This is a genomic window from Desertivirga xinjiangensis, from assembly GCF_024436435.1.
Taxonomy (GTDB): Bacteria; Bacteroidota; Bacteroidia; order Sphingobacteriales; family Sphingobacteriaceae; genus Desertivirga; species Desertivirga xinjiangensis.
On record NZ_JAFMZP010000002.1, the window covers coordinates 730400 to 749193 of the forward strand.

The 18794-nt window shown below is 41.2% G+C and carries 17 protein-coding genes; 8 read left to right on the plus strand and 9 right to left on the minus strand.

The annotated features are described in order from the left end of the window. The first annotated feature begins 103 nt into the window (after positions 1–103). On the plus strand, positions 104–1129 hold the full coding sequence (holA, locus tag J3P37_RS07915) for a DNA polymerase III subunit delta (protein ID WP_256010558.1): 1026 nt from the start codon (positions 104–106) through the stop codon (positions 1127–1129). Positions 1130–1132: 3 nt separating this feature from the next. On the opposite strand, the gene J3P37_RS07920 is transcribed toward holA, so the two are convergent. From J3P37_RS07920 to J3P37_RS07935, 4 genes are all read right to left on the minus strand, one after another. Continuing rightward, positions 1133–1609 carry a DUF2147 domain-containing protein gene (locus J3P37_RS07920; protein ID WP_256010559.1) on the minus strand — a complete coding sequence of 159 codons (477 nt, stop codon included), beginning with the start codon at positions 1607–1609 and terminating at the stop codon, positions 1133–1135. A gap of 79 nt (positions 1610–1688) precedes the next feature. Beyond that, complete coding sequence (locus J3P37_RS07925; protein WP_256010560.1) at positions 1689–1904, minus strand: hypothetical protein; 216 nt, start codon at positions 1902–1904, stop codon at positions 1689–1691. Between the two features lie 107 nt (positions 1905–2011). Further along, on the minus strand, positions 2012–2548 hold the full coding sequence (locus J3P37_RS07930; RefSeq protein WP_256010561.1) for a ferritin: 537 nt from the start codon (positions 2546–2548) through the stop codon (positions 2012–2014). Positions 2549–2666: 118 nt separating this feature from the next. Next, positions 2667–3008, minus strand: coding sequence for a hypothetical protein (locus J3P37_RS07935; RefSeq protein WP_256010562.1), 342 nt, complete (start codon positions 3006–3008; stop codon positions 2667–2669). A gap of 200 nt (positions 3009–3208) precedes the next feature. On the opposite strand from J3P37_RS07935, the gene J3P37_RS07940 reads away from it, so the two are divergent. After that, positions 3209–4354, plus strand: a complete 1146-nt coding sequence (locus tag J3P37_RS07940) for an AI-2E family transporter (RefSeq protein ID WP_256010563.1) — start codon at positions 3209–3211, stop codon at positions 4352–4354. 68 nt (positions 4355–4422) lie between these two features. Next, the gene (locus J3P37_RS07945; protein WP_256010564.1) at positions 4423–5742 is read left to right on the plus strand and encodes a sensor histidine kinase; all 1320 of its coding nucleotides are present in this window, start codon (positions 4423–4425) and stop codon (positions 5740–5742) included. Between the two features lie 103 nt (positions 5743–5845). Here the strand turns inward: J3P37_RS07945 and rbp are convergent, their stop codons facing one another. Beyond that, the gene (gene rbp, locus J3P37_RS07950) at positions 5846–6265 is read right to left on the minus strand and encodes an RNA-binding regulator (RefSeq protein ID WP_256010565.1); all 420 of its coding nucleotides are present in this window, start codon (positions 6263–6265) and stop codon (positions 5846–5848) included. 295 nt (positions 6266–6560) lie between these two features. On the opposite strand from rbp, the gene J3P37_RS07955 reads away from it, so the two are divergent. After that, the gene (locus tag J3P37_RS07955) at positions 6561–7778 is read left to right on the plus strand and encodes a DEAD/DEAH box helicase (RefSeq protein ID WP_256010566.1); all 1218 of its coding nucleotides are present in this window, start codon (positions 6561–6563) and stop codon (positions 7776–7778) included. Positions 7779–8072: 294 nt separating this feature from the next. On the opposite strand, the gene J3P37_RS07960 is transcribed toward J3P37_RS07955, so the two are convergent. Both J3P37_RS07960 and J3P37_RS07965 read right to left on the minus strand, forming a co-directional pair. After that, the gene (locus tag J3P37_RS07960) at positions 8073–9053 is read right to left on the minus strand and encodes a bifunctional heptose 7-phosphate kinase/heptose 1-phosphate adenyltransferase (RefSeq protein WP_256010567.1); all 981 of its coding nucleotides are present in this window, start codon (positions 9051–9053) and stop codon (positions 8073–8075) included. Next, complete coding sequence (locus J3P37_RS07965) at positions 9028–10245, minus strand: pyridoxal phosphate-dependent aminotransferase (RefSeq protein ID WP_256010568.1); 1218 nt, start codon at positions 10243–10245, stop codon at positions 9028–9030. The genes J3P37_RS07960 and J3P37_RS07965 overlap by 26 nt, the downstream gene beginning before the upstream one ends. A gap of 155 nt (positions 10246–10400) precedes the next feature. On the opposite strand from J3P37_RS07965, the gene J3P37_RS07970 reads away from it, so the two are divergent. From J3P37_RS07970 to J3P37_RS07985, 4 genes are read left to right on the plus strand one after another with little or no spacing between them, the layout of a single operon-like run. Beyond that, entirely contained in the window at positions 10401–11381 is a 981-nt protein-coding gene (locus J3P37_RS07970; protein ID WP_256010629.1) for a cation diffusion facilitator family transporter, read from the plus strand. Positions 11382–11385: 4 nt separating this feature from the next. Then, complete coding sequence (locus J3P37_RS07975) at positions 11386–11832, plus strand: NUDIX domain-containing protein (RefSeq protein WP_256010569.1); 447 nt, start codon at positions 11386–11388, stop codon at positions 11830–11832. Beyond that, a complete protein-coding gene (bioA, locus tag J3P37_RS07980; protein WP_256010570.1) occupies positions 11829–13094 on the plus strand; it encodes an adenosylmethionine--8-amino-7-oxononanoate transaminase in 1266 nt (421 codons plus the stop codon). The genes J3P37_RS07975 and bioA overlap by 4 nt, the downstream gene beginning before the upstream one ends. 20 nt (positions 13095–13114) lie before the next feature. Then, positions 13115–14050 (plus strand): EamA family transporter, encoded by a 936-nt coding sequence (locus tag J3P37_RS07985; protein ID WP_256010571.1) that lies wholly within the window; start codon positions 13115–13117, stop codon positions 14048–14050. A 97-nt stretch (positions 14051–14147) separates the two neighbouring features. On the opposite strand, the gene rnr is transcribed toward J3P37_RS07985, so the two are convergent. Both rnr and pbpC read right to left on the minus strand, forming a co-directional pair. After that, positions 14148–16307, minus strand: a complete 2160-nt coding sequence (gene rnr, locus J3P37_RS07990) for a ribonuclease R (protein ID WP_256010572.1) — start codon at positions 16305–16307, stop codon at positions 14148–14150. A gap of 114 nt (positions 16308–16421) precedes the next feature. Continuing rightward, the gene (gene pbpC, locus J3P37_RS07995; RefSeq protein WP_256010573.1) at positions 16422–18788 is read right to left on the minus strand and encodes a penicillin-binding protein 1C; all 2367 of its coding nucleotides are present in this window, start codon (positions 18786–18788) and stop codon (positions 16422–16424) included. Positions 18789–18794: the final 6 nt, after the last annotated feature.

Consider the following 18794-nt stretch of genomic DNA (forward strand, 5'->3'; position numbering starts at 1 on the left):
GCTGAAAGCAACAGCCTAAGTATCTGGGTATTTTCAAACTCCTTACCGAAAAAAACTTCCAGAACAGTTCTAAGACAAAAATTACTTAATTTGGCAACCTGATATGACTGCTGCAGCACTGTTAAATGATCTGAAAAACCGGAAATTTAAACCGGTTTATCTCTTCCATGGCGAAGAACCTTATTATATTGATCTGTTTGGCACTTACATCGAAGAGCATCTATTAACCGATGCTGAGAAAGGCTTCAACCAAACGGTAGTTTATGGTCGAGATACAGATATGATAACAGTATTAAATGCCGCAAAACGATTTCCAATGATGAGTGAATATCAATTGGTGATGGTAAAAGAGGCACAGGATCTGAAATGGGGAAAGGATGAAGATAAAAAGGGTGCAGATCCGGTACTGGCATATTTCGAAAACCCTGTTCCCAGTACTATACTTGTATTTTGTTTTAAGCATTCCAAATTCGATAAGCGGAAAAAAACATATAAGGCTATAGAAAAAATCGGAGTAATCTATGAATCAGCCACTATTTATGAAAGTAAGGTTCCAGGTTGGATAGAGGAGTTCATGAAAGATAAGGCCTATCGCATCCAGCCACGGGCATCAGCACTAATGGCTGAGTATCTTGGTAATGACCTTTCAAAAATTTCAAATGAGCTTGAAAAACTCATGTTAAACGTTCCTAAGGGAAATGAGATTTCGGTGGAGGACGTTCAAAACAATATCGGTATAAGTAAAGAATACAATGTCTTTGAGCTTCAGGATGCCCTTGCCCGGCGTGATCCCTTGAAGGCAAATCAGATAATTGATTATTTCGCTTCTAATCCCAAATCAAATCCAATACAAATGGTTTTGGGAGCATTAAATACTTGGTTCACCAAAGTTTTAAAATACCATTATATCTCCGACAAGTCGTCTTCAAACCTGGCTAGGGAGTTGGGTGTTAACCCATATTTTGTGAAAGATTATGAGCTAGCAGGTAAAAGTTACAACGCCTGGAAGACGATCGACATCATAAGTTACCTTCGCGAATACGATCTGAAAACTAAAGGTGTCGACTCGACAGGTAATACAACCGACGGCGAATTGTTAAAGGAGCTGGTATTTAAAATCTTGCATTAGACTCTAATCAACCCGTGTCCATGTCTCGGTTTTTCCAATGAGAGCAATGCCAAAAAACGCCCGTATATCCAGCTCTCTTTCAGATTGAAGGCTCATCTGGCAATTGTATGTTTTTCCAGACTTTGGATCATAAACGGTACCACCACCCCAGGTATTATTGCCTTTATAAGCCAGATCTCTAAATATCTCTAATCCCATAATAGGCCGGTTCCTTAGTGCTTCGTCTGGGTTTTTGATGTCAGTCAGAGGCTTGCCATTTTCGTCATTTGGCGTTTTAAGCCAGATTAGCTTACCAAAGAACTTTTCACCTTTTTTGTAGATTTCAATTTTTCCACTGCCGTGTGCACTGCGCCAATGACCAAGAATATCGTTGCCGTTATGACTCAAGTTAAAGTTTTTCTTATAGTCAGTACTATTATTTCCCGCCTGGCTTGCAAAGGAAGTTAGAAAAACGAGTATCGTTGTAAGTAGAGATTTCATAGGATAGGTTATCAAAAAAAGAAGGTGTCCAGAAAGTTTCAACTATCGTGAGTCGGACCTTCAGACACCTTCGTTATTTTTAAGCTGTGAAATTATCTTTTTGAGCTTTTAGATTAGCAAGTGTATCATTCGCCTTGGTGGCAACAGTATCACTGAAACCGTTGATTGAATCAGTTAAATGTGTTAATGTTTTCTTTCCATTATCTGTACCTAATAAGTACCATGCGGCAGCACCTGTTGCAATTCCTGCAAGTAGTAAGGTAGTTGTAGCTTTTGAATTATTTCTGATATTCATAGGATGTGATTTTTATTTATCACTATAGTAATAAATATCTTGCCAAACTTTAAAAAAGACTATAGAACAAAAAAAAGCCGCTTGATGAGCGGCTCTTACTTTTTCTATTATTCCCCCGGGTCTTCCCCATAGGTGACCTTGGGAATATGCTTATCAATCTGCCAGCGTCCTGTTCCTTCTTCTCCGATTACATCAAAAAGTTCGAGGATGCGACGAGCTACATATTCTTCTTCAATTTGTTCTTTCAAGAACCACTGAATAAACTGGAAGGTCATAAAATCTTTGGCCTTAAAACAGCGGTCTGCCATACGGTTAAACTGAGAAGTAACGTGAATCTCCTGCTGTAAAGCTAATTCAAAAACACCCTTAAAAGAATCAAACTCCTGTGGAATGTTTGTAATTTCGGGAGATATAGCCCGTCCGCCCATATCATTTACAAATCGAAAGAGTTTCATCATGTGTTCTCTTTCTTCGTATGATTGTTTTTCCAGGTATCCTGCACTATTATCAAAACCATTTCTGTTGCACCAGGATGCCATTGAAAGGTATACTGCTGAAGAATATGCTTCTGTCTTTATTTGTTCATTTAAAAGAGCTTCGATTTCTTCGGTCAAAGAAGTTCTAAGTCTGAGAAGGTCTTTCATAATACTGTCGTTTTATATTTCTAAGTTAGCTATTATAACAGTATTAAAGACAGATTGTATACTATAAAATACAATAAAGAATAAGTCTAAATATTCTCATTAAATTCTCACCAGGAATTTAAACAAGGGAATGAAGACATTCCCGGATAATACTGTTAAGCTGAACCATAAACTTCGCTCCGTTTAAAATCTCACGAAGATTTAAAATGTCAGTAATGGTGAGTAAAAAACAGCGTTCAGTATAATGCGGCATTAGTATAGCTATATCAGCATTGCGTGACATATTTTTAGCCATTTCAGCGATATCAATCTGATTTACCCTTTTTATAAAATCGAGGAAGTCGCTGATTTTGAAGAACGAGTGGTGCCCACCAAACTCCAGACGGAAAACATTTTTAAGGTTACATTGGTGTACAGATCCGTGCTGAGTTTTAAAAATTTCTACTAGTTGACAGCTCATTTTTATACTTCTTGTGTTACTAAGCAATACAAATATAGAACTAGTTTATAATTAGTCCAAATAGATTGTTGCAATTTTATCACTTATTTACAATACCTGGCCCAAAAAAAAAGATTTGCTTATAAATTGCATCTTCGCAGCAGCTTAATGAAACAAAACATCTGCATATTATATTTAGATTTCTAATTAGTTTCGCTTTTATGAAGGAAATGCCGGTTACCGTTAAACGCTCAATAGAACTTTTAGGCCTGGTGCTTATCGGTTTTTTATTAGTGATAGGAAAAGACATAATTATGCCTGTTACTATGGCATTTTTTATCAGTATCGTGTTACTGCCTGTTTATCAATTTTTTTTAAGGAAAAAATTTCCTGAATCGCTTGCCATCTTTTTATCGATCTTCTTTCTTATTATTCTGGTTGCTTTGTTAGTATGGTTTTTCTCATCACAGATAACCAGCCTGGTATCCGATTTTCCTCAAATCAAGAAGAATGTGACCACGCATCTAAATTCTTTGAGTAACTGGATAAATGCAAAAACAAAATTTTCTACCAAAGAGCAGATCGATCTGATCAATGAACAGAGCAATAAACTGCTTAATTATGCAGCAGGAATGCTGAGTGGCGCAGCAGGTTCTGTATCTTCAACCTTACTTTTTGTCGGTCTGCTGCCTATCTATATATATCTGCTTCTCTATTACAAAAATGTGCTTCTGCGCTTTATCTTTTTATGGTTCCCTGAAGAAAATCATGAAAAGGTTAGGGAAGCGATGTTAGAAACGAAAGTTATTATTAAAAGCTACCTGATAGGTTTGGTGATACAGATAACATATATGACTATTATTCTCGGAGGCATTCTTTTGATAATAGGTATTAAACATGCCTTACTTATTGCTGTGATCTTCTCGTTTTTAAACCTGATTCCTTATGTTGGAGCTTTGATCGGAAATGTGATAGGTGTGCTCCTTACCCTTACTTCAAGTGACGAGTTATGGCCCATTTTTGCAGTTCTCGGAACCATTGCGCTTGTTCAATTTCTTGACAATAACATACTAATGCCGCGGATTGTCGGTTCGAAGGTCAAAATTAATGCACTTATTACTATTATCGGTGTTTTTGTCGGCGGAAGCCTTGCCGGAATTTCGGGAATGTTCCTTTCGTTGCCTGTGATCGCTGTGCTGAAAATAACGTTCGACAGATCCACTGAGCTTAAACACTGGGGAGTCCTTCTCGGAGACGAAAGGCCGGTAAGAAGCCCAATTTCATCCCCTGAAATGCGATCAGACAAAGAAGAGGTGCAGCAAAAGATCCAAAAAGATAATAACATAGAGCCAACTAAGAAGAAATAGTATTTTTTACTTAAAGCCTGGCCACCGATAAATACTACACATGATTGTGTATATTTACATATTCTTAAGTGGTGGGTATTTATTCTAAAATCAAAGATAGCTGGGAAAGTTTAACTGGATCAGCTTCAGAGTTTCCGTTAGAAAACCGTCTGTTTAATTCAGCGTGTGTTATCGCGCTGGTGGCTTTCGCGTATCATGTTCCATTCAATTATTTTGTAGGCTTGCCCTTGTCAGCACTTGTAGCCCTTGTGCTGCTGTTGATTCAGGCTGCATGCTATTACTTATCCAGATTCAAAGGAAAAGTTGTAACCAGTATAATCATCATGGGCTTAAGCGTTTATGCCCTGTTCGGGCTTAACTATTACTATAATTCGGGAATTCAAGGCCCAACCTTACTGCTTTTTGCACTTTCTTTTTTTCTCATTATAGCTATCGCGCCAGGCTGGCAGTATAGATGGTGGTTTCTTTTGAACCTGGCAATCGTCGGGGCAATTTTAATATCCGAATATTATCATCCCGACCTGGTTCATCAGACGTATAATACCAGGTTTGACAGGTTTGCCGACATTTCCTCTTCTTATTTTGTAGTGATAGTTCTGATCTATTACGGTACAGCTTTTCTGGTGAAGAGTTATCGGAAAGAAAGAAATTCCGCGGAGCAAAAGGCGGAGGAGCTGGAAAAAATCAATGCTGAAAAAAATAAGTTGTTCACTATCATTTCACACGACATAAGAGCACCTTTGTCGTCTATTCAGAATTACCTTGAGCTTCTTTCCGAGGACTATCTGGAAGAGGAGGAAAGGCTGGAGCTCTCGAAAGAGCTATTATCAAGTACCAGGCGAACGCAGGAAATGTTGATGAATATTCTTTCGTGGTCAAAGACTCAGCTTGATGGCGCTTCGGTAAATTTAGACCCGGTTGAATTACACTCAACATTACAGTCTACAATCGATCTTTGTAAGTCAGTAGCACATAAAAAGGGTATACAAATTATATACCACATATCGGATGATATCACTATACTAGCCGATAAAGACATGCTTCAGCTAATTGTCAGGAACCTGATAAATAATGCTATTAAGTTTACCAGATTGAACGGCCGGATCGAAGTGAAAGTGCTTGCTGAAGCCGGCGAATGCAAAATTACGATAAAGGATAACGGGATAGGGATTAATCCTGAGCGACAAAGAGATCTGTTTTCTCTAAAGGCCAAATCAACTTATGGTACTGGTCAGGAAAAAGGAATCGGACTGGGTTTGGTATTATGTAAAGAATTCACAGAAATTCAAAATGGTAAAATCTGGTTTGAAAGCTCAACTGATACAGGTACTTCTTTTTTCGTTTCTTTTCCCTTAGTCGAAAATCATGTATTGATGGCTGTCTCTTAACTTAACCCGTCTGTTCTGCAAAAAAACCTATAAGATTCGAATCTTATAGGTTTTATAAAACAAATTAAAGGAGCATATTCAAACTCCCGATTTATAGAAATATTTACCAACGATTTCCGCCTCTGCTATCTCTGTCTCTGCCACCGCCATTTCCGCCTCTGCTATTTCCTGACTTGTTATAGCCGCCTTTGTTATAACCGCCGCCACCTTCGCCCCGGTTAAAGCCACCGCCAGATCCAGATCTGTCAGATCTGCCGAAGCTTCTCCCTCCAGAATTCTCTCTCTTGTCTTCTGCCTTAGAAACAGAAATCGCTCTACCGTGGAACTCAGCGCCATTTAGCTTATCTATAGCTTCTTGTCCCTGCTCGTCTTCGGGCATTTCCACAAAACCAAAACCCCTTTTTCTTCCGGTTTCTTTATCCAGGATAAGCTTAACTGATGAAACAGTTCCGAATTCTTCAAATGTTTGCCTGATATCAGCTTCTTCTAGCTGAAAAGGAAGGCTTGCAACAAAAATGTTCATGTACTAATAAAATAATGGTGAGAATGAATGAGTATTATTTTTAATTAATTAAAAGGTGTTTGTGAAATTCATTAACATAGTTCATAGGCTTTTGTTTGTTGTTAATTTTCTTTCTTTTAAACAATTACTGCATTGAAGATATGAATAAAGAATGTTTAAATCTATTATTTTTAATAATTTATTTTTCTGAGAAAAATTATCTCTGTCTGTTTTCCAATATCGAATATCAGACAGTTTAAAGAATAGAGGTCTTTGTGAGATGATTTTGTTATCTTGGCGCAATAACACAAAATAAGTGACATTTCAGGATTTTAACTTTCATGAACATTTGCAGGAGGGCTTGGATAGTATGGGATACAGTGAGCCAACTCCTATTCAGCAGTCTGCTATACCAATTATCCTAAAAGGCCATGATCTGATAGCATGTGCCCAGACAGGTACAGGGAAAACGGCCTCATACCTGCTGCCGGTTATGGATTACATCAGCAAAACTGATAAAAAGAATATAACTACTCTTATACTTGCTCCAACACGGGAACTGGCACAGCAGATTGATCAGCAGGCAGAAGGCCTGGCTTATTTTACAGGAATAAGCTCTGTCGCCATTTTTGGAGGAGGCGACGGCATCGTATATGAACAGCAACGGCGGGCAATTCAGAATAATGTAAACATCCTGATAGCTACTCCAGGCAGATTAATCGCCCATCTTTCGTCGGGTGTGCTGAAACTGAATCAGGTTAAACACCTGGTATTGGATGAAGCTGACAGGATGCTTGATATGGGATTTCAGGAAGATATTCTTAGGATTATCAGTTATCTCCCAAAAGAGCGGCAGACACTGCTGTTCTCAGCCACCATGCCTTCACGCATACGGAGCCTAGCCAATACTGCTTTAAATAATCCCGAACAGATAAACCTTGCCGTATCGCAGCCGGCAGCAGGTATCGATCAGCAGATCTATAAGGTGCTTGATGAGCAGAAAATACCACTTATACAATTGATCCTTAATAAAGGAGCATTTTCGAGTGTCATCATTTTTGCTTCTACCAAAGAAAAAGTTAAAGAGCTTTACAAGGCTTTGCGCAAGATTCATATTGACGCCAAAGCCTTTCACTCTGATCTTGACCAATCAGAACGGGAGGAAATTCTTCTTGAGTTTAAAAACAGGAAACTAAAGGTGCTGATCGGAACTGATGTCTTATCGCGAGGGATTGACGTAGAAGGGATAGACCTGGTAGTCAACTATGACGCTCCTTCCGACCCGGAAGACTATATTCACAGAATTGGAAGAACCGCCCGTGCAGCGACAACAGGTACAGCCATTACGCTGGTAAACGAGCGTGATCAAAGAAAACTATCCCAGATCGAAGCGATGATAGGGCGCGAGATACCTTGCAGTATTTTGCCGGATGAAGCAGGGGAGCAGGTTGAATTTAAACCGTACGTAAAAGCCAAAAAGAATAGAAAGCCACCCCAGGGAAAAAGGAAGTTCAAGCCTAAAACAAGGCAATAAATATAGCCGATGTTCGCATATGCCGGCGCACGCGCATTGTCCTTTAGTTAAGAGATCCAATGTTTGATCAGCGCTGTCCTTAGTCTGTAGCCTGAGTTAAGTGCGCGAGAGACTAAGGATTATCCAATAAAAACGGAGTCTTTGACTCCTTAGGCATTAAACACTGCGCTTTAGCGAGTCAGAGACTCTTTCTCATTGCTGAATCCTTAGTGATCCTGCGGAACACAAAGGACAGACAAACAGACGATTCTTATATATAACCAAAGATCAGACAGCAAGCTGAAAGCTGAAGAACTATTTAAATAGTTCTTCAGCTTCTTCAATGAGTTGATCTTTGTTGATAGGTACTACACCTATATGCTCGCAAACCAAACCGCCTGCTAAATTCGCTATCGCTGCAGTTTTAAAATCGTCAAAGCCAGCAGCCAGGCAAAGAGCAGCAGTAGAGATTACAGTATCACCTGCACCCGAAACATCTGCAATGTCTCGAACATGTGCAGGAATGATTCGTTTACCATTTTTTGATTGTATAAACACCCCATGTTCTGAAAGTGTCACCATTATTTTTTCTGCCCTCAGCTTTTCCTGTAGTTTGTTTACAGCCCTGTCCAAATCGTCGGACTTTTGCAGGTTAATATCTACTTTTAAACCTTCCCGAAGTTCCTTCAAATTCGGTTTAAACAGTGTGACATCTTTGTAGCTTAAAAAGTTGCGTTTTTTTGGATCAACAACAGTTATGATCTTCCGACGATTTGCTTCTGTAACTACCTGAGCGATCAGACTTTCGCTGATAACACCTTTGTCGTAATCTTCGAAAATTATAGCATCGACTTTTTGATGCTCTAGTATGAATAATATTCTTAACAGCAGATCAGCACTTTCAGAGCTAGTTATTTCTTCATCCACCTCTGCATCGATTCTCAGCATCTGCTGGTGGTGTCCGATAACCCGTGTCTTAACAGTAGTTGGCCTGCTTGACAGGCGAAGTAAACCTTCAGAACTAAGCTCTTGCTTGTCCATCAGTTTTATAAACTCGTCTCCTTCTATGTCCGTGCCTATGGTTGCACATATGATAGGATTGGCCCCCAGGGCCTGAATATTCAAGGCTACGTTAGCTGCTCCGCCCAAACGGTTTTCCTTTTTCTTAACGGATACGATAGGAACAGGAGCCTCCGGAGAAATGCGGTCAACATTTCCCCAGAGGTACGAGTCCATCATCACGTCGCCAATTACAAGGATATTTAAGTTGTTAAACTGTTGGAACAGCTTTTTCATCCTTTAATTGTTCTAGAGCGAATTTAATGCGTTTAATAGCTTCTATTAATTTCTCGTCTGCTGCCGCATACGACAAACGAATTGAATTCGGATCTCCAAAAGAATCGCCGCTTACAGTGGCTACATGACCAACATTTAAAAGATATAATGAAAGATCTTCTGCGTTTTTAATTACAGAACCATTAAATGATTTTCCGAAGAACGAACTTACTTCCGGGAAGAAGTAAAATGCTCCTGCCGGAAGGTTTACTTTGATGCCATCAATTTCTTTTAACAAACCGTAAACTAGGTCGCGACGTCTTAAGAAAGTTTTTTGCATTTCCTTAACACTGTCTAAACTGCCTTGATATGCTGCTGTTCCAGCCATTTGAGTGATCGAACAAGTTCCGGAAGTTACCTGACTCTGCAGTTTGTCGATAGCATTCGCAATTTCTTTATTGCTTGCAGAAAAGCCTAATCTCCATCCGGTCATAGCATAAGCTTTAGACAGACCGTTGATTATGATAACCCTGTCTTTTATACTTTCAAACTCGGCAATAGAAACGTGCTCTCCAATAAAGTTGATGTGCTCATAAATTTCATCGGAGATAATATATACATCAGGGTGTTTTTCAAAAACCTTTACTAATGCGGCAAGCTCTTCACGTGTGTAAACAGTCCCGGTTGGGTTGTTAGGTGAAGAAAACATAAATAATTTCGTTTTCGGAGTTATCGCTGCTTTTAATTGTTCCGGGCTGATTTTAAAATCAGTATCTATCGTTGCATTAATAAATACCGACTCGCCATCTGCTAATTTCACCAGCTCAGAGTATGATACCCAATAAGGTGTTGGAATCACCACCTCGTCGCCCGGGTTAACAAGGCAAAGGATAGCGTTGGCTAATGACTGTTTTGCCCCGGTAGAAACAACAATCTGGTCGAAATTATATTCAATCTTATTTTCACGCTTTAATTTAGCGGCTATAGCCTTTCTCAGGTCCGGATAACCGGCAACAGGAGTGTAGTAAGAATAATTTCCATCAATAGCTTTTTTGGCAGCATCTTTAACAAAATCAGGTGTAAAGAAGTCTGTTTCTCCAAGGCTAAGGCTGATAACATCTACGCCCTGAGCCGCTAATTCTCTGCCGAGTTTCGCCATTTTTATAGTAGCTGACTCTGCAAGATTGTTAATTCTGTTCGATAAAATACTCATAAGCGCAAATATATAAAGCCTTTATGTAATGTGTAGAAAAACTTGTATTTTGAATAAGAAAAATTGGCCGAGTACAGGTACGGCCCGCTGTCTAAATTTATTTCCTTTTGAAAATTGACTTATTTATCGCCTACCTTTGCGGAAAACAGATCCGAGTGCATTCTCAAAAGAAGATTATCCTTTTTGCCCTGTGTGTAAGTGTGCTCCTGATGCTTGGGAAGTTCGCGGCTTATTTTATAACTTCATCTAACGCAATACTTACTGATGCCGCTGAGAGCATTGTAAACGTATTAGCGAGTGCATTTGCGTATTACAGCATCTATCTGTCGTCGCAACCCAAAGACTTTAACCACCCATATGGGCACGGAAAGGTTGAATTTTTTTCCATGTTTGTGGAGGGAATTCTGATCCTGATCGCAGGCTGCCTTATTTTGTTTAAATCGGTATATAACTTAATCTATCCTTCGCAGATTAAAGACCTTTTCGACGGCACTATTATCATCGCTATTACGGGTGTGATTAATTTTTCCCTCGGACAGTATATGATCAACCAATCTAAAATATTAAGATCGGTTACTCTTTTTGCCGACGGAAAACACCTCAAAACAGATGCTTACAGCAGTGCTGGTTTGGTTGCTGGCTTAGTTCTCATTTATCTCACAGGGAACTATTACCTGGATAGCGTTTTATCCATCATCATGGGAGTATATATTGCATATAATGGATATAAACTAGTCCGGAAATCGGTAGGAGCCTTGATGGATGAGTCTGATCTGGAAAAAGTAGAACAGGTGGTTGAAATTCTGAACAAGAACCGTCATAACAGCTGGATCGACATTCATAATCTTCGGACACAGAGCTACGGGCATTCACTACACATCGATTGTCACGTTACATTACCCTACTATTTCGAATTGAACAAAGTACACGACGAAATATCAGAGATTGATACCCTTGTCAATCAAAATGGCTTTTCTCAAACCGAATTTTTCATTCATACTGATCCTTGTCTGCCACAGTGCTGTCACTATTGTCGTATGGATAAATGTCCGGTAAGGACAGAGGTTCAGAACCGAAATATTGAGTGGACAGTGGAGAATGTGACCAGTAACCATAAGCATTATCAACAAATTTAATCGTATGTATCTGTTTAACGTTCGTGTTTATGGCCTTCTGATTAATGAAAACAACGAGGTTCTTATCAGTGACGAGGAGGAATACGGAATACGTTTCAGCAAGTTTCCGGGTGGTGGTCTTGAATACGGTGAAGGATTGATAGAGGGCTTAAAGAGAGAATTTGTTGAGGAGTGTAATGTTGATGTTGATGTGCTGAGTCATTTCTACACCACAGATTTCTTTTGCAAATCGGCATTTAACGAGAGTCAGATAATCAGTATCTACTATTTGGTAAAACCAATAAATGAACTACAGCTACGCTTTAAGCAAGTGGTGTTTGATTTTGATAATGAAGGTGATATCAAACAAGCTTTCAGGTGGAAGAAAATTTCAGCACTTGAATTGGAAGACGTTACTTTTCCAACCGATCAGCGTGTGGTTAAACTTTTAAAAGAAAAAAATATCTCATGACATTAGCAAAACGTGATCAGGAGAGCATCTGGCATCCCTATACACAAATGAAGACAGCTTCAGCCCCTGTTGCCATTCTCAGGGGAGAACGCGAGTTTTTGATTGGGGAAGACGGAAAGAAATATATTGATGCCGTCTCTTCCTGGTGGGTAAATATTCATGGACATGCCCATCCCCATATTGCCCGGAAAGTATCAGAACAATTACATTCTCTGGAACATGCCATCTTTGCTGGCTTCACGCATAAGCCTGCGGTGGAGCTGGCTGAAGGCTTATTAAATATCTTACCTGACAATCAGGCAAAGATATTTTACTCTGACAACGGCTCAACCGCAGTAGAGGTTGCGCTTAAGATGTGTTTTCAATATTGGTCCAACAAGGGTTTGCCGCGACGAAAAGTGATTGCTTTCAACAATTCATACCATGGTGATACATTTGGTGCAATGGCTGTGAGTGCCCGGAGTGCCTTTACAGCACCATTCGAGAGTTTCCTTTTTGATGTAGAATATATAGACACACCTCACGAAGGAAATATCGAGGTGCTGAAAGCTCAGATTTCAGAATTGGGAGATACAGTGTCTGCTTTCATTTACGAACCTTTAATTCAGGGCTCAGGAGGCATGCTGATGTATGAAGCCACTTACCTGGATGATCTACTCGCCGTTTGTAAAGAGAATCAGATATTTACCATTGCTGATGAAGTGATGACCGGATTTGGACGTACAGGAAAGTTGTTTGCATCAGAGTACTTGCAGAACGATCCGGATATTGTGTGTCTGTCAAAAGGCTTGACAGGTGGCACAATGGCTTTGGGGGTAACTTCTTGTACAACGGAGATATACAACGCTTTTTTATCTGATGATAAATTAAAAACGCTTTTTCACGGACACTCGTTCACCGCTAATCCGATAGCCTGTAGTGCTGCATTGGCAAGTTTAGAGCTTACTTTGCAGCCGCAAACTATGCAGAACATCCAGCGAATTATAACAAAACATAAAGCGTTTGCTGAAGAAATAAAGGATCACAGGAAACTTAAACAAATTCGTCAAACGGGAACAATCATTGCTTTTGAATGGGAGACAGGCGAGGATTCTTCGTATTTCAGCAGCTTACGTGATAATCTGTACAGATATTTCCTGGGGGAAGGCATAATTCTCAGGCCTCTGGGGAATATCATCTATATTTTGCCACCTTATTGTATATCAGATGAGAGTTTAGAATATGTTTACTCAAAAATTAGAAATGCACTGAATTTATTTTGAATCTTTGAGTAATCACAATAATGGAAAGGTCAAAAGTTAAAGATGCAACACCGTTAATGGTGATAGTGGCATTCGTCACAGTCTATCTTGTTTGGGGCTCCACTTATTTCTTTATTCAAAAAGCCATACATGGCTTTCCCCCTTTTTTTCTGGGAGCATTTCGTTTTTCTACCGCCGGTCTGATCATGCTTGCATGGTGTACCTACAAGCAGCAAAAAGTGTTCGTTTGGTCCCAGATCAAACACTCGCTAGTTAGTGGATTTCTTTTATTATTTATCGGAAACGGCGCTGTAATATGGGTCGAGCAGTTTCTTCCAAGTGCGCTTGTTGCTATCCTGGTCTCTTCGGCACCTTTATGGTTCGTTTTGCTTGACATACCAAAATGGCGTGAAAACCTGAACAGCAGGTCCACGGTGTTTGGTTTGTTGGTTGGCTTCGTAGGAGTAATTATTCTTTTTTATAAGAATATGTTGGATGCATTTTCAACTGGAGGAAGTACGCTCGAAATGGGAGGTATGGCGCTTTTGATAATTGGCGCAATGTCCTGGGCTGGTGGCTCTCTGTACTCAAAATACAAATCTAGCGGAGCCGCCACAGTAAATTCAGCCTGGCAAATGATAGCTGCGAGTGTAGCTTTCACAATATCCAGCGTAATCAGTAATGAGCCGGAGGGCTTCAATTGGAGCTCAGTTCCTTCGGAAGCCTGGTGGTCTATCGGCTACCTGGTGATCTTCGGTTCGATCGCAGGATTCAGCGCCTATGTATGGTTGCTCGAAGTAAGACCCGCAACGCAGGTAAGTACCTATGCCTACGTAAATCCGGTGGTAGCTGTTCTCTTAGGCGTCTTTTTCGCTAATGAATCGATCACCTTACTGCAAATCCTTGGTCTGATCATTATTTTATTGAGCGTATTGATGATCAACCTTGCAAAGTACCGAGCGGTTAAGTATAAGTAGGTCAGGTGTTATTACTATGAAAGCCCACGCGGCACACCTGTCGCGTGGGTCAAGTTAGCTAACACAGACCTCTGCAATCATCAAACACCTGCTTATATTAAAAATCCCACTCATCTTTAACGGTTCCGTTCTGAACGAGAGTAAAGTCGATCTGGCGTTTTGATAGATCTACCTTCTTAACCAGGATCCTCACCTCATCACCAAGCTGATATTTCTTCTTTTTTCGCTGACCGATAATACAGTAGTTTTTCTCATCCAGCACATAAAAGTCGTCGGATATATCTTTCAAGCGGATCATACCTTCACATTTATTCTCGATGATCTCTACATACATACCCCATTCGGTAACTCCTGAAATGATACCATTATACTCCCGGCCTATATTATCTTCAAGAAACTCTGCTTGTTTATATTTAATTGAAGCCCGTTCTGCATCTGCAGCCTTTTTCTCCATTTGGGAAGAATAGAGACTAAGCGCCTCATAGTGCTCTTCGTTCGCTGATTTTCCATCGGCAAGGTATAGCTCCAGCAGCCGGTGTACCATCACGTCCGGATAACGACGGATAGGAGAGGTGAAGTGTGTATAAAAATCGAAAGCCAGGCCATAGTGGCTCGATTTTTTAGTGGTATAGATAGCTTTTGCCATCGAACGAATGGCCAGTTGAGTAAGCACATTCTGTTCTTTTTTACCCTCCACATCTTCCATTAAATGATTCAGTGAACGGGCAATCTCCTTATCAGATTTAGTATTGATCTTATAACCGAACCTGGCTGCAAAAAGCGCGAAGCTGTTTAGTGTTTGTTCGTTCGGTGCATCGTGTGCGCGATAAACAAACGTGTATTTGTTTTTACCCTTGCCCTTTTTAGCAATGAACTCAGCTACCTTGCGGTTAGCGAGGAGCATAAAATCTTCAATCAGCTTGTGCGCATCCTTCCGTTCTTTTACGTATACTCCAATAGGCTTCCCTGCATCATCAAGTTTAAACTTGACCTCCGTGGATTCAAAACTAATAGCCCCATGCTTAAACTTTCTGTCCCTTAATTTATAGGCCAGTGCGTTAAGCTTATGGATCTCATTATAATATTCCTGGGAAGTTCCTTCGATAACTTCCTGTGCCTCCTCGTATGAAAAGCGGCGGTCAGAATGGATGATCGTTTTACCAAACCATTGTTCAACAACATTCGCCTCGTTATCTAATTCAAAAACCGCGGCGAAGCATAATTTATCCTCTTTCGGTCTTAATGAGCAAACACCGTTTGACAATCTTTCCGGTAACATAGGGATCACCCGGTCGACAAGATAAACAGATGTACCACGTGCATAGGCTTCTTTATCTAAAGCGGAATCGGGTTTTACGTAATGGGATACGTCTGCAATATGAATTCCGACCTCGTAGTTTCCATTGTCCAGGTATTTAAATGAAATGGCATCATCGAAATCTTTCGCATCAACAGGGTCAATAGTAAAGGTCAGAACTTCTCTAAAATCACGTCGTTTACTTATCTCCTCAGCACTTATCTCTTCCGGTATCGCGTTAGCTTCCTCTTCTACATCATCAGGAAACTGAAGCGGGAAGCCATATTCGGCCAGGATAGCATTCATCTCTGTATTATTTTCACCCTGCTTTCCGAGCACCCGCGTGATCTGCCCAATAGGGTTTTTGGCATCCTCTGGCCAGTCTGTTATCTTCGCGATGGCTTTTTCACCATGCTGAGCACCGTTAAGATCGTCCAGTGGAATGAAAATATCACGAAGCATTTTTTTATCATCAGGAATGAAGAATGCAAAACGTTCTGATATTTTTACGATACCCGTAAACTCCATCTTAGCCCGTTCCAGGATTTCAATCACTTCTCCCTCCTTACGCTTTCCTTTGCTTTTTGCAAAGACGTAAATTTTTACCTTATCACCATTTAAAGCGGTGCGCAGCTTACGGGGGGCAACATATATATCGTTTTCAAATTCATCGTCGGGGATAATAAACGCCGAACCGTCGCTGGTCATGGCTACCCGGCCCGTTAAGAAAGTCTTAAGTTCCTTTAACTGGTATTTTCCGGCATCTACCTGTTGGAACAGTCCTTTATTCGTCTCAACTTTAAGTACGTCGAGGATACTTTCTCTCGACTCTGCGTCCTTCAAATTTAGCTTTGCAGCAACTTGTTTGTAGTTAAGTGGTTTGTTGCCACTTTTCTCAAATACATCTGTTATGAGTTGAGTAAAAACATGTTTTATATGTGAGGCTTTCTTTTTTGCCATTTTATTAGATCTATTTAAAAGTTGTTTTTTGACAACAGACGAAAACTTTATTTTGCTTTTTAATTCCACAAAAAGCACCTTTTTCAACCTGCTGATCCTGGCAAGATAGTAAAATTAATTTTTCTCTTTGTCCAGTATCACAAAGGCCTGCTGTAAACGGTTCCCCTGCTGGTCTACCAGGGTGATCTGATGTTTTCCTGCGGAAGGATTTAGTGCTATTTGGTGAATATCGCGGGTGCTTCCCACGAACTCATCATCCAGGTGCCAGAACACCTTTGTATCGCTCTTTTGGTGAGCAGCATTAAAGATCACTTGCCCTCGTTTACCATCGAGCTCTACAGGGACATAGATCCTTGCATTGTGACGGGGATAGATCAGTTCCATCACATTGCCTCCAATGTTTCCCGCACAGTCCTCCCTGAACGGAGGCAGGCTCTGATAGCTGTAATCTTTGGACTTGTAATAATATTCCATCGCCGGGGGCAAAACAAACCAGCTTTTATGGATCATCTCCGAGGGACTTTCACATTCTGAACTCACCTGGAACCGTCCGCTTCGCTCCAAATGGACCAGCTTATGAAAGTTGCATACGGCCGCATTAGAGCTTCGTACAGGCAGATGCATTTTTTCTGTAGAAGTACACATGGTCGATGCTTTAAATCCACTTTGTTTGCAAACCTCCAGTAGTTTCATTTCCGGTGAAGGCATTTCAAACCACTGGGTCGATCCGGGAGGCAACGAGCGGAAGATGTCGAACAGGATAGGTGCCGCGGCATCTATCCCGGTTAAGCCCGGACGGCCCTCACCATCAGTATTTCCTGCCCATACTGCCACCAGGTATTGCGGCGTAACTCCAATAGCCCAGGCATCTCTGAATCCAAAACTGGTGCCAGTCTTCCATGCGATCTTTCGTGAGGAGGAGAATTGCTTCCAAAGCAGCTCTTCGCCCGGACGCATCACTTCATTCATAGCCTCAAAGGTATAATATATTGCCGAGGCGTCCAGTTTGCCGTTCTTTTCCAGTTCTCTGTCGTTTGCTTTATTTGCGAGATAGGTCGGTGGCCTCCAGTCGCTTTTTGCATATTTTCCCCGGTTTTTCCTATAATGTTTTAGAGTTCTTGCCATGCTGGCATAAATGCCGCTAAGCTCCCACATAGTTGTTTCACAGCCACCAAGTATTAAAGACAGGCCGTAAAAGTCGGGCGGCTTGATCAGGGTAGAAACACCTGTGCTCTTTAAAAAGTCGTGAAAGCGCTCATATCTGTACTGCTGCAACATGCGCACGGCAGGGACATTTAACGACCGTGCTAGTGCTTTTGAAGCAGGCACAGCTCCGTCGTATCCAAGATCATAGTTATTGGGCTGATAGCCGGAGATCTGCGTAGGGATGTCCGGTATAAGGCTGTTAGGCAGCAGCATGCCCTCATTCAGCATGGCAGCATATAACAGAGGTTTTAAAGTGCTGCCCGGACTGCGGGGCGCCTGGATAACGTCCACATAACTTTCTGCTTCAGTATTTTCCGGCTGGTATATATTTCCAACATAAGCCAGGGCTTGCCCGCTTTCAACGTCCAAAACCAGGGCTGCGCAATTACTAACTTCATTGGCTGCAAGTCGCTGACGATGGCTCCATAAAATATCGCTTACCTGATTTTGAAGCTGACTTTGGATGCTGGACCGGACAAGAGTAGAACTGAGTTTATTTTTTTTAAAATCCGACTTAACGAGGCTCATCAAGTGCGGAGCACTTTGAGGCAAAGGGAATGGTTTGCCGGGCAGGGGCTCGATGCTGGCGAGCATTGCCTCGTCAGCATCGATGACTTTTTCGTGCTCTAAAATGCTGATCAGGCGATCTCGTTTTACGCGAAGACGATCCCTGTTTTTGCCAGGATGAACAAGCGAAGGAGAATTAGGCAATACAGCCAGCGTGGCAGCTTCTCCCCATGAAAGGCTGGAGGCGGGCCGGCCAAAATACCTCCAGGCGGCAGCATCCAGACCAACCACATTCGAGCCAAAGGGAGCGTTAGCCGCATACAAGGAAATGATCTCTTCTTTATTATAGCGAAGTTCCAGCCGGAGCGCTTTGATTGCTTCAAATAACTTATTAATTAGAGTACGTTTATTTCCCTGGGAAAGCCTGATCACTTGCATACTTAGCGTGCTGCCCCCGCTAACGACCCTTCCCTTGCTGAAATTCTGCCTAATCGCTCTTGCGACAGCTAAAATATCAACACCAGGGTGCCTGTAAAAACGTTTGTCTTCAAATGCGATGATACATTGTTTAAATTTCTCAGGAACTGAATCGTTTTTCGGAAAGCGCCACTGACCATCCCTCGCGGTGGAGGCACTTAGCAATTCACCTTCGACGCTTTCAATCACAAAGGAGGTAGGATGAACAAACAGGGGCTCAGGTAAGCAAAATGTAAAAGCAGTCAACAGAACCAGCGCACAAAGAAGAGCTGTCTTTTTCGTGCGCGACATGCTGCG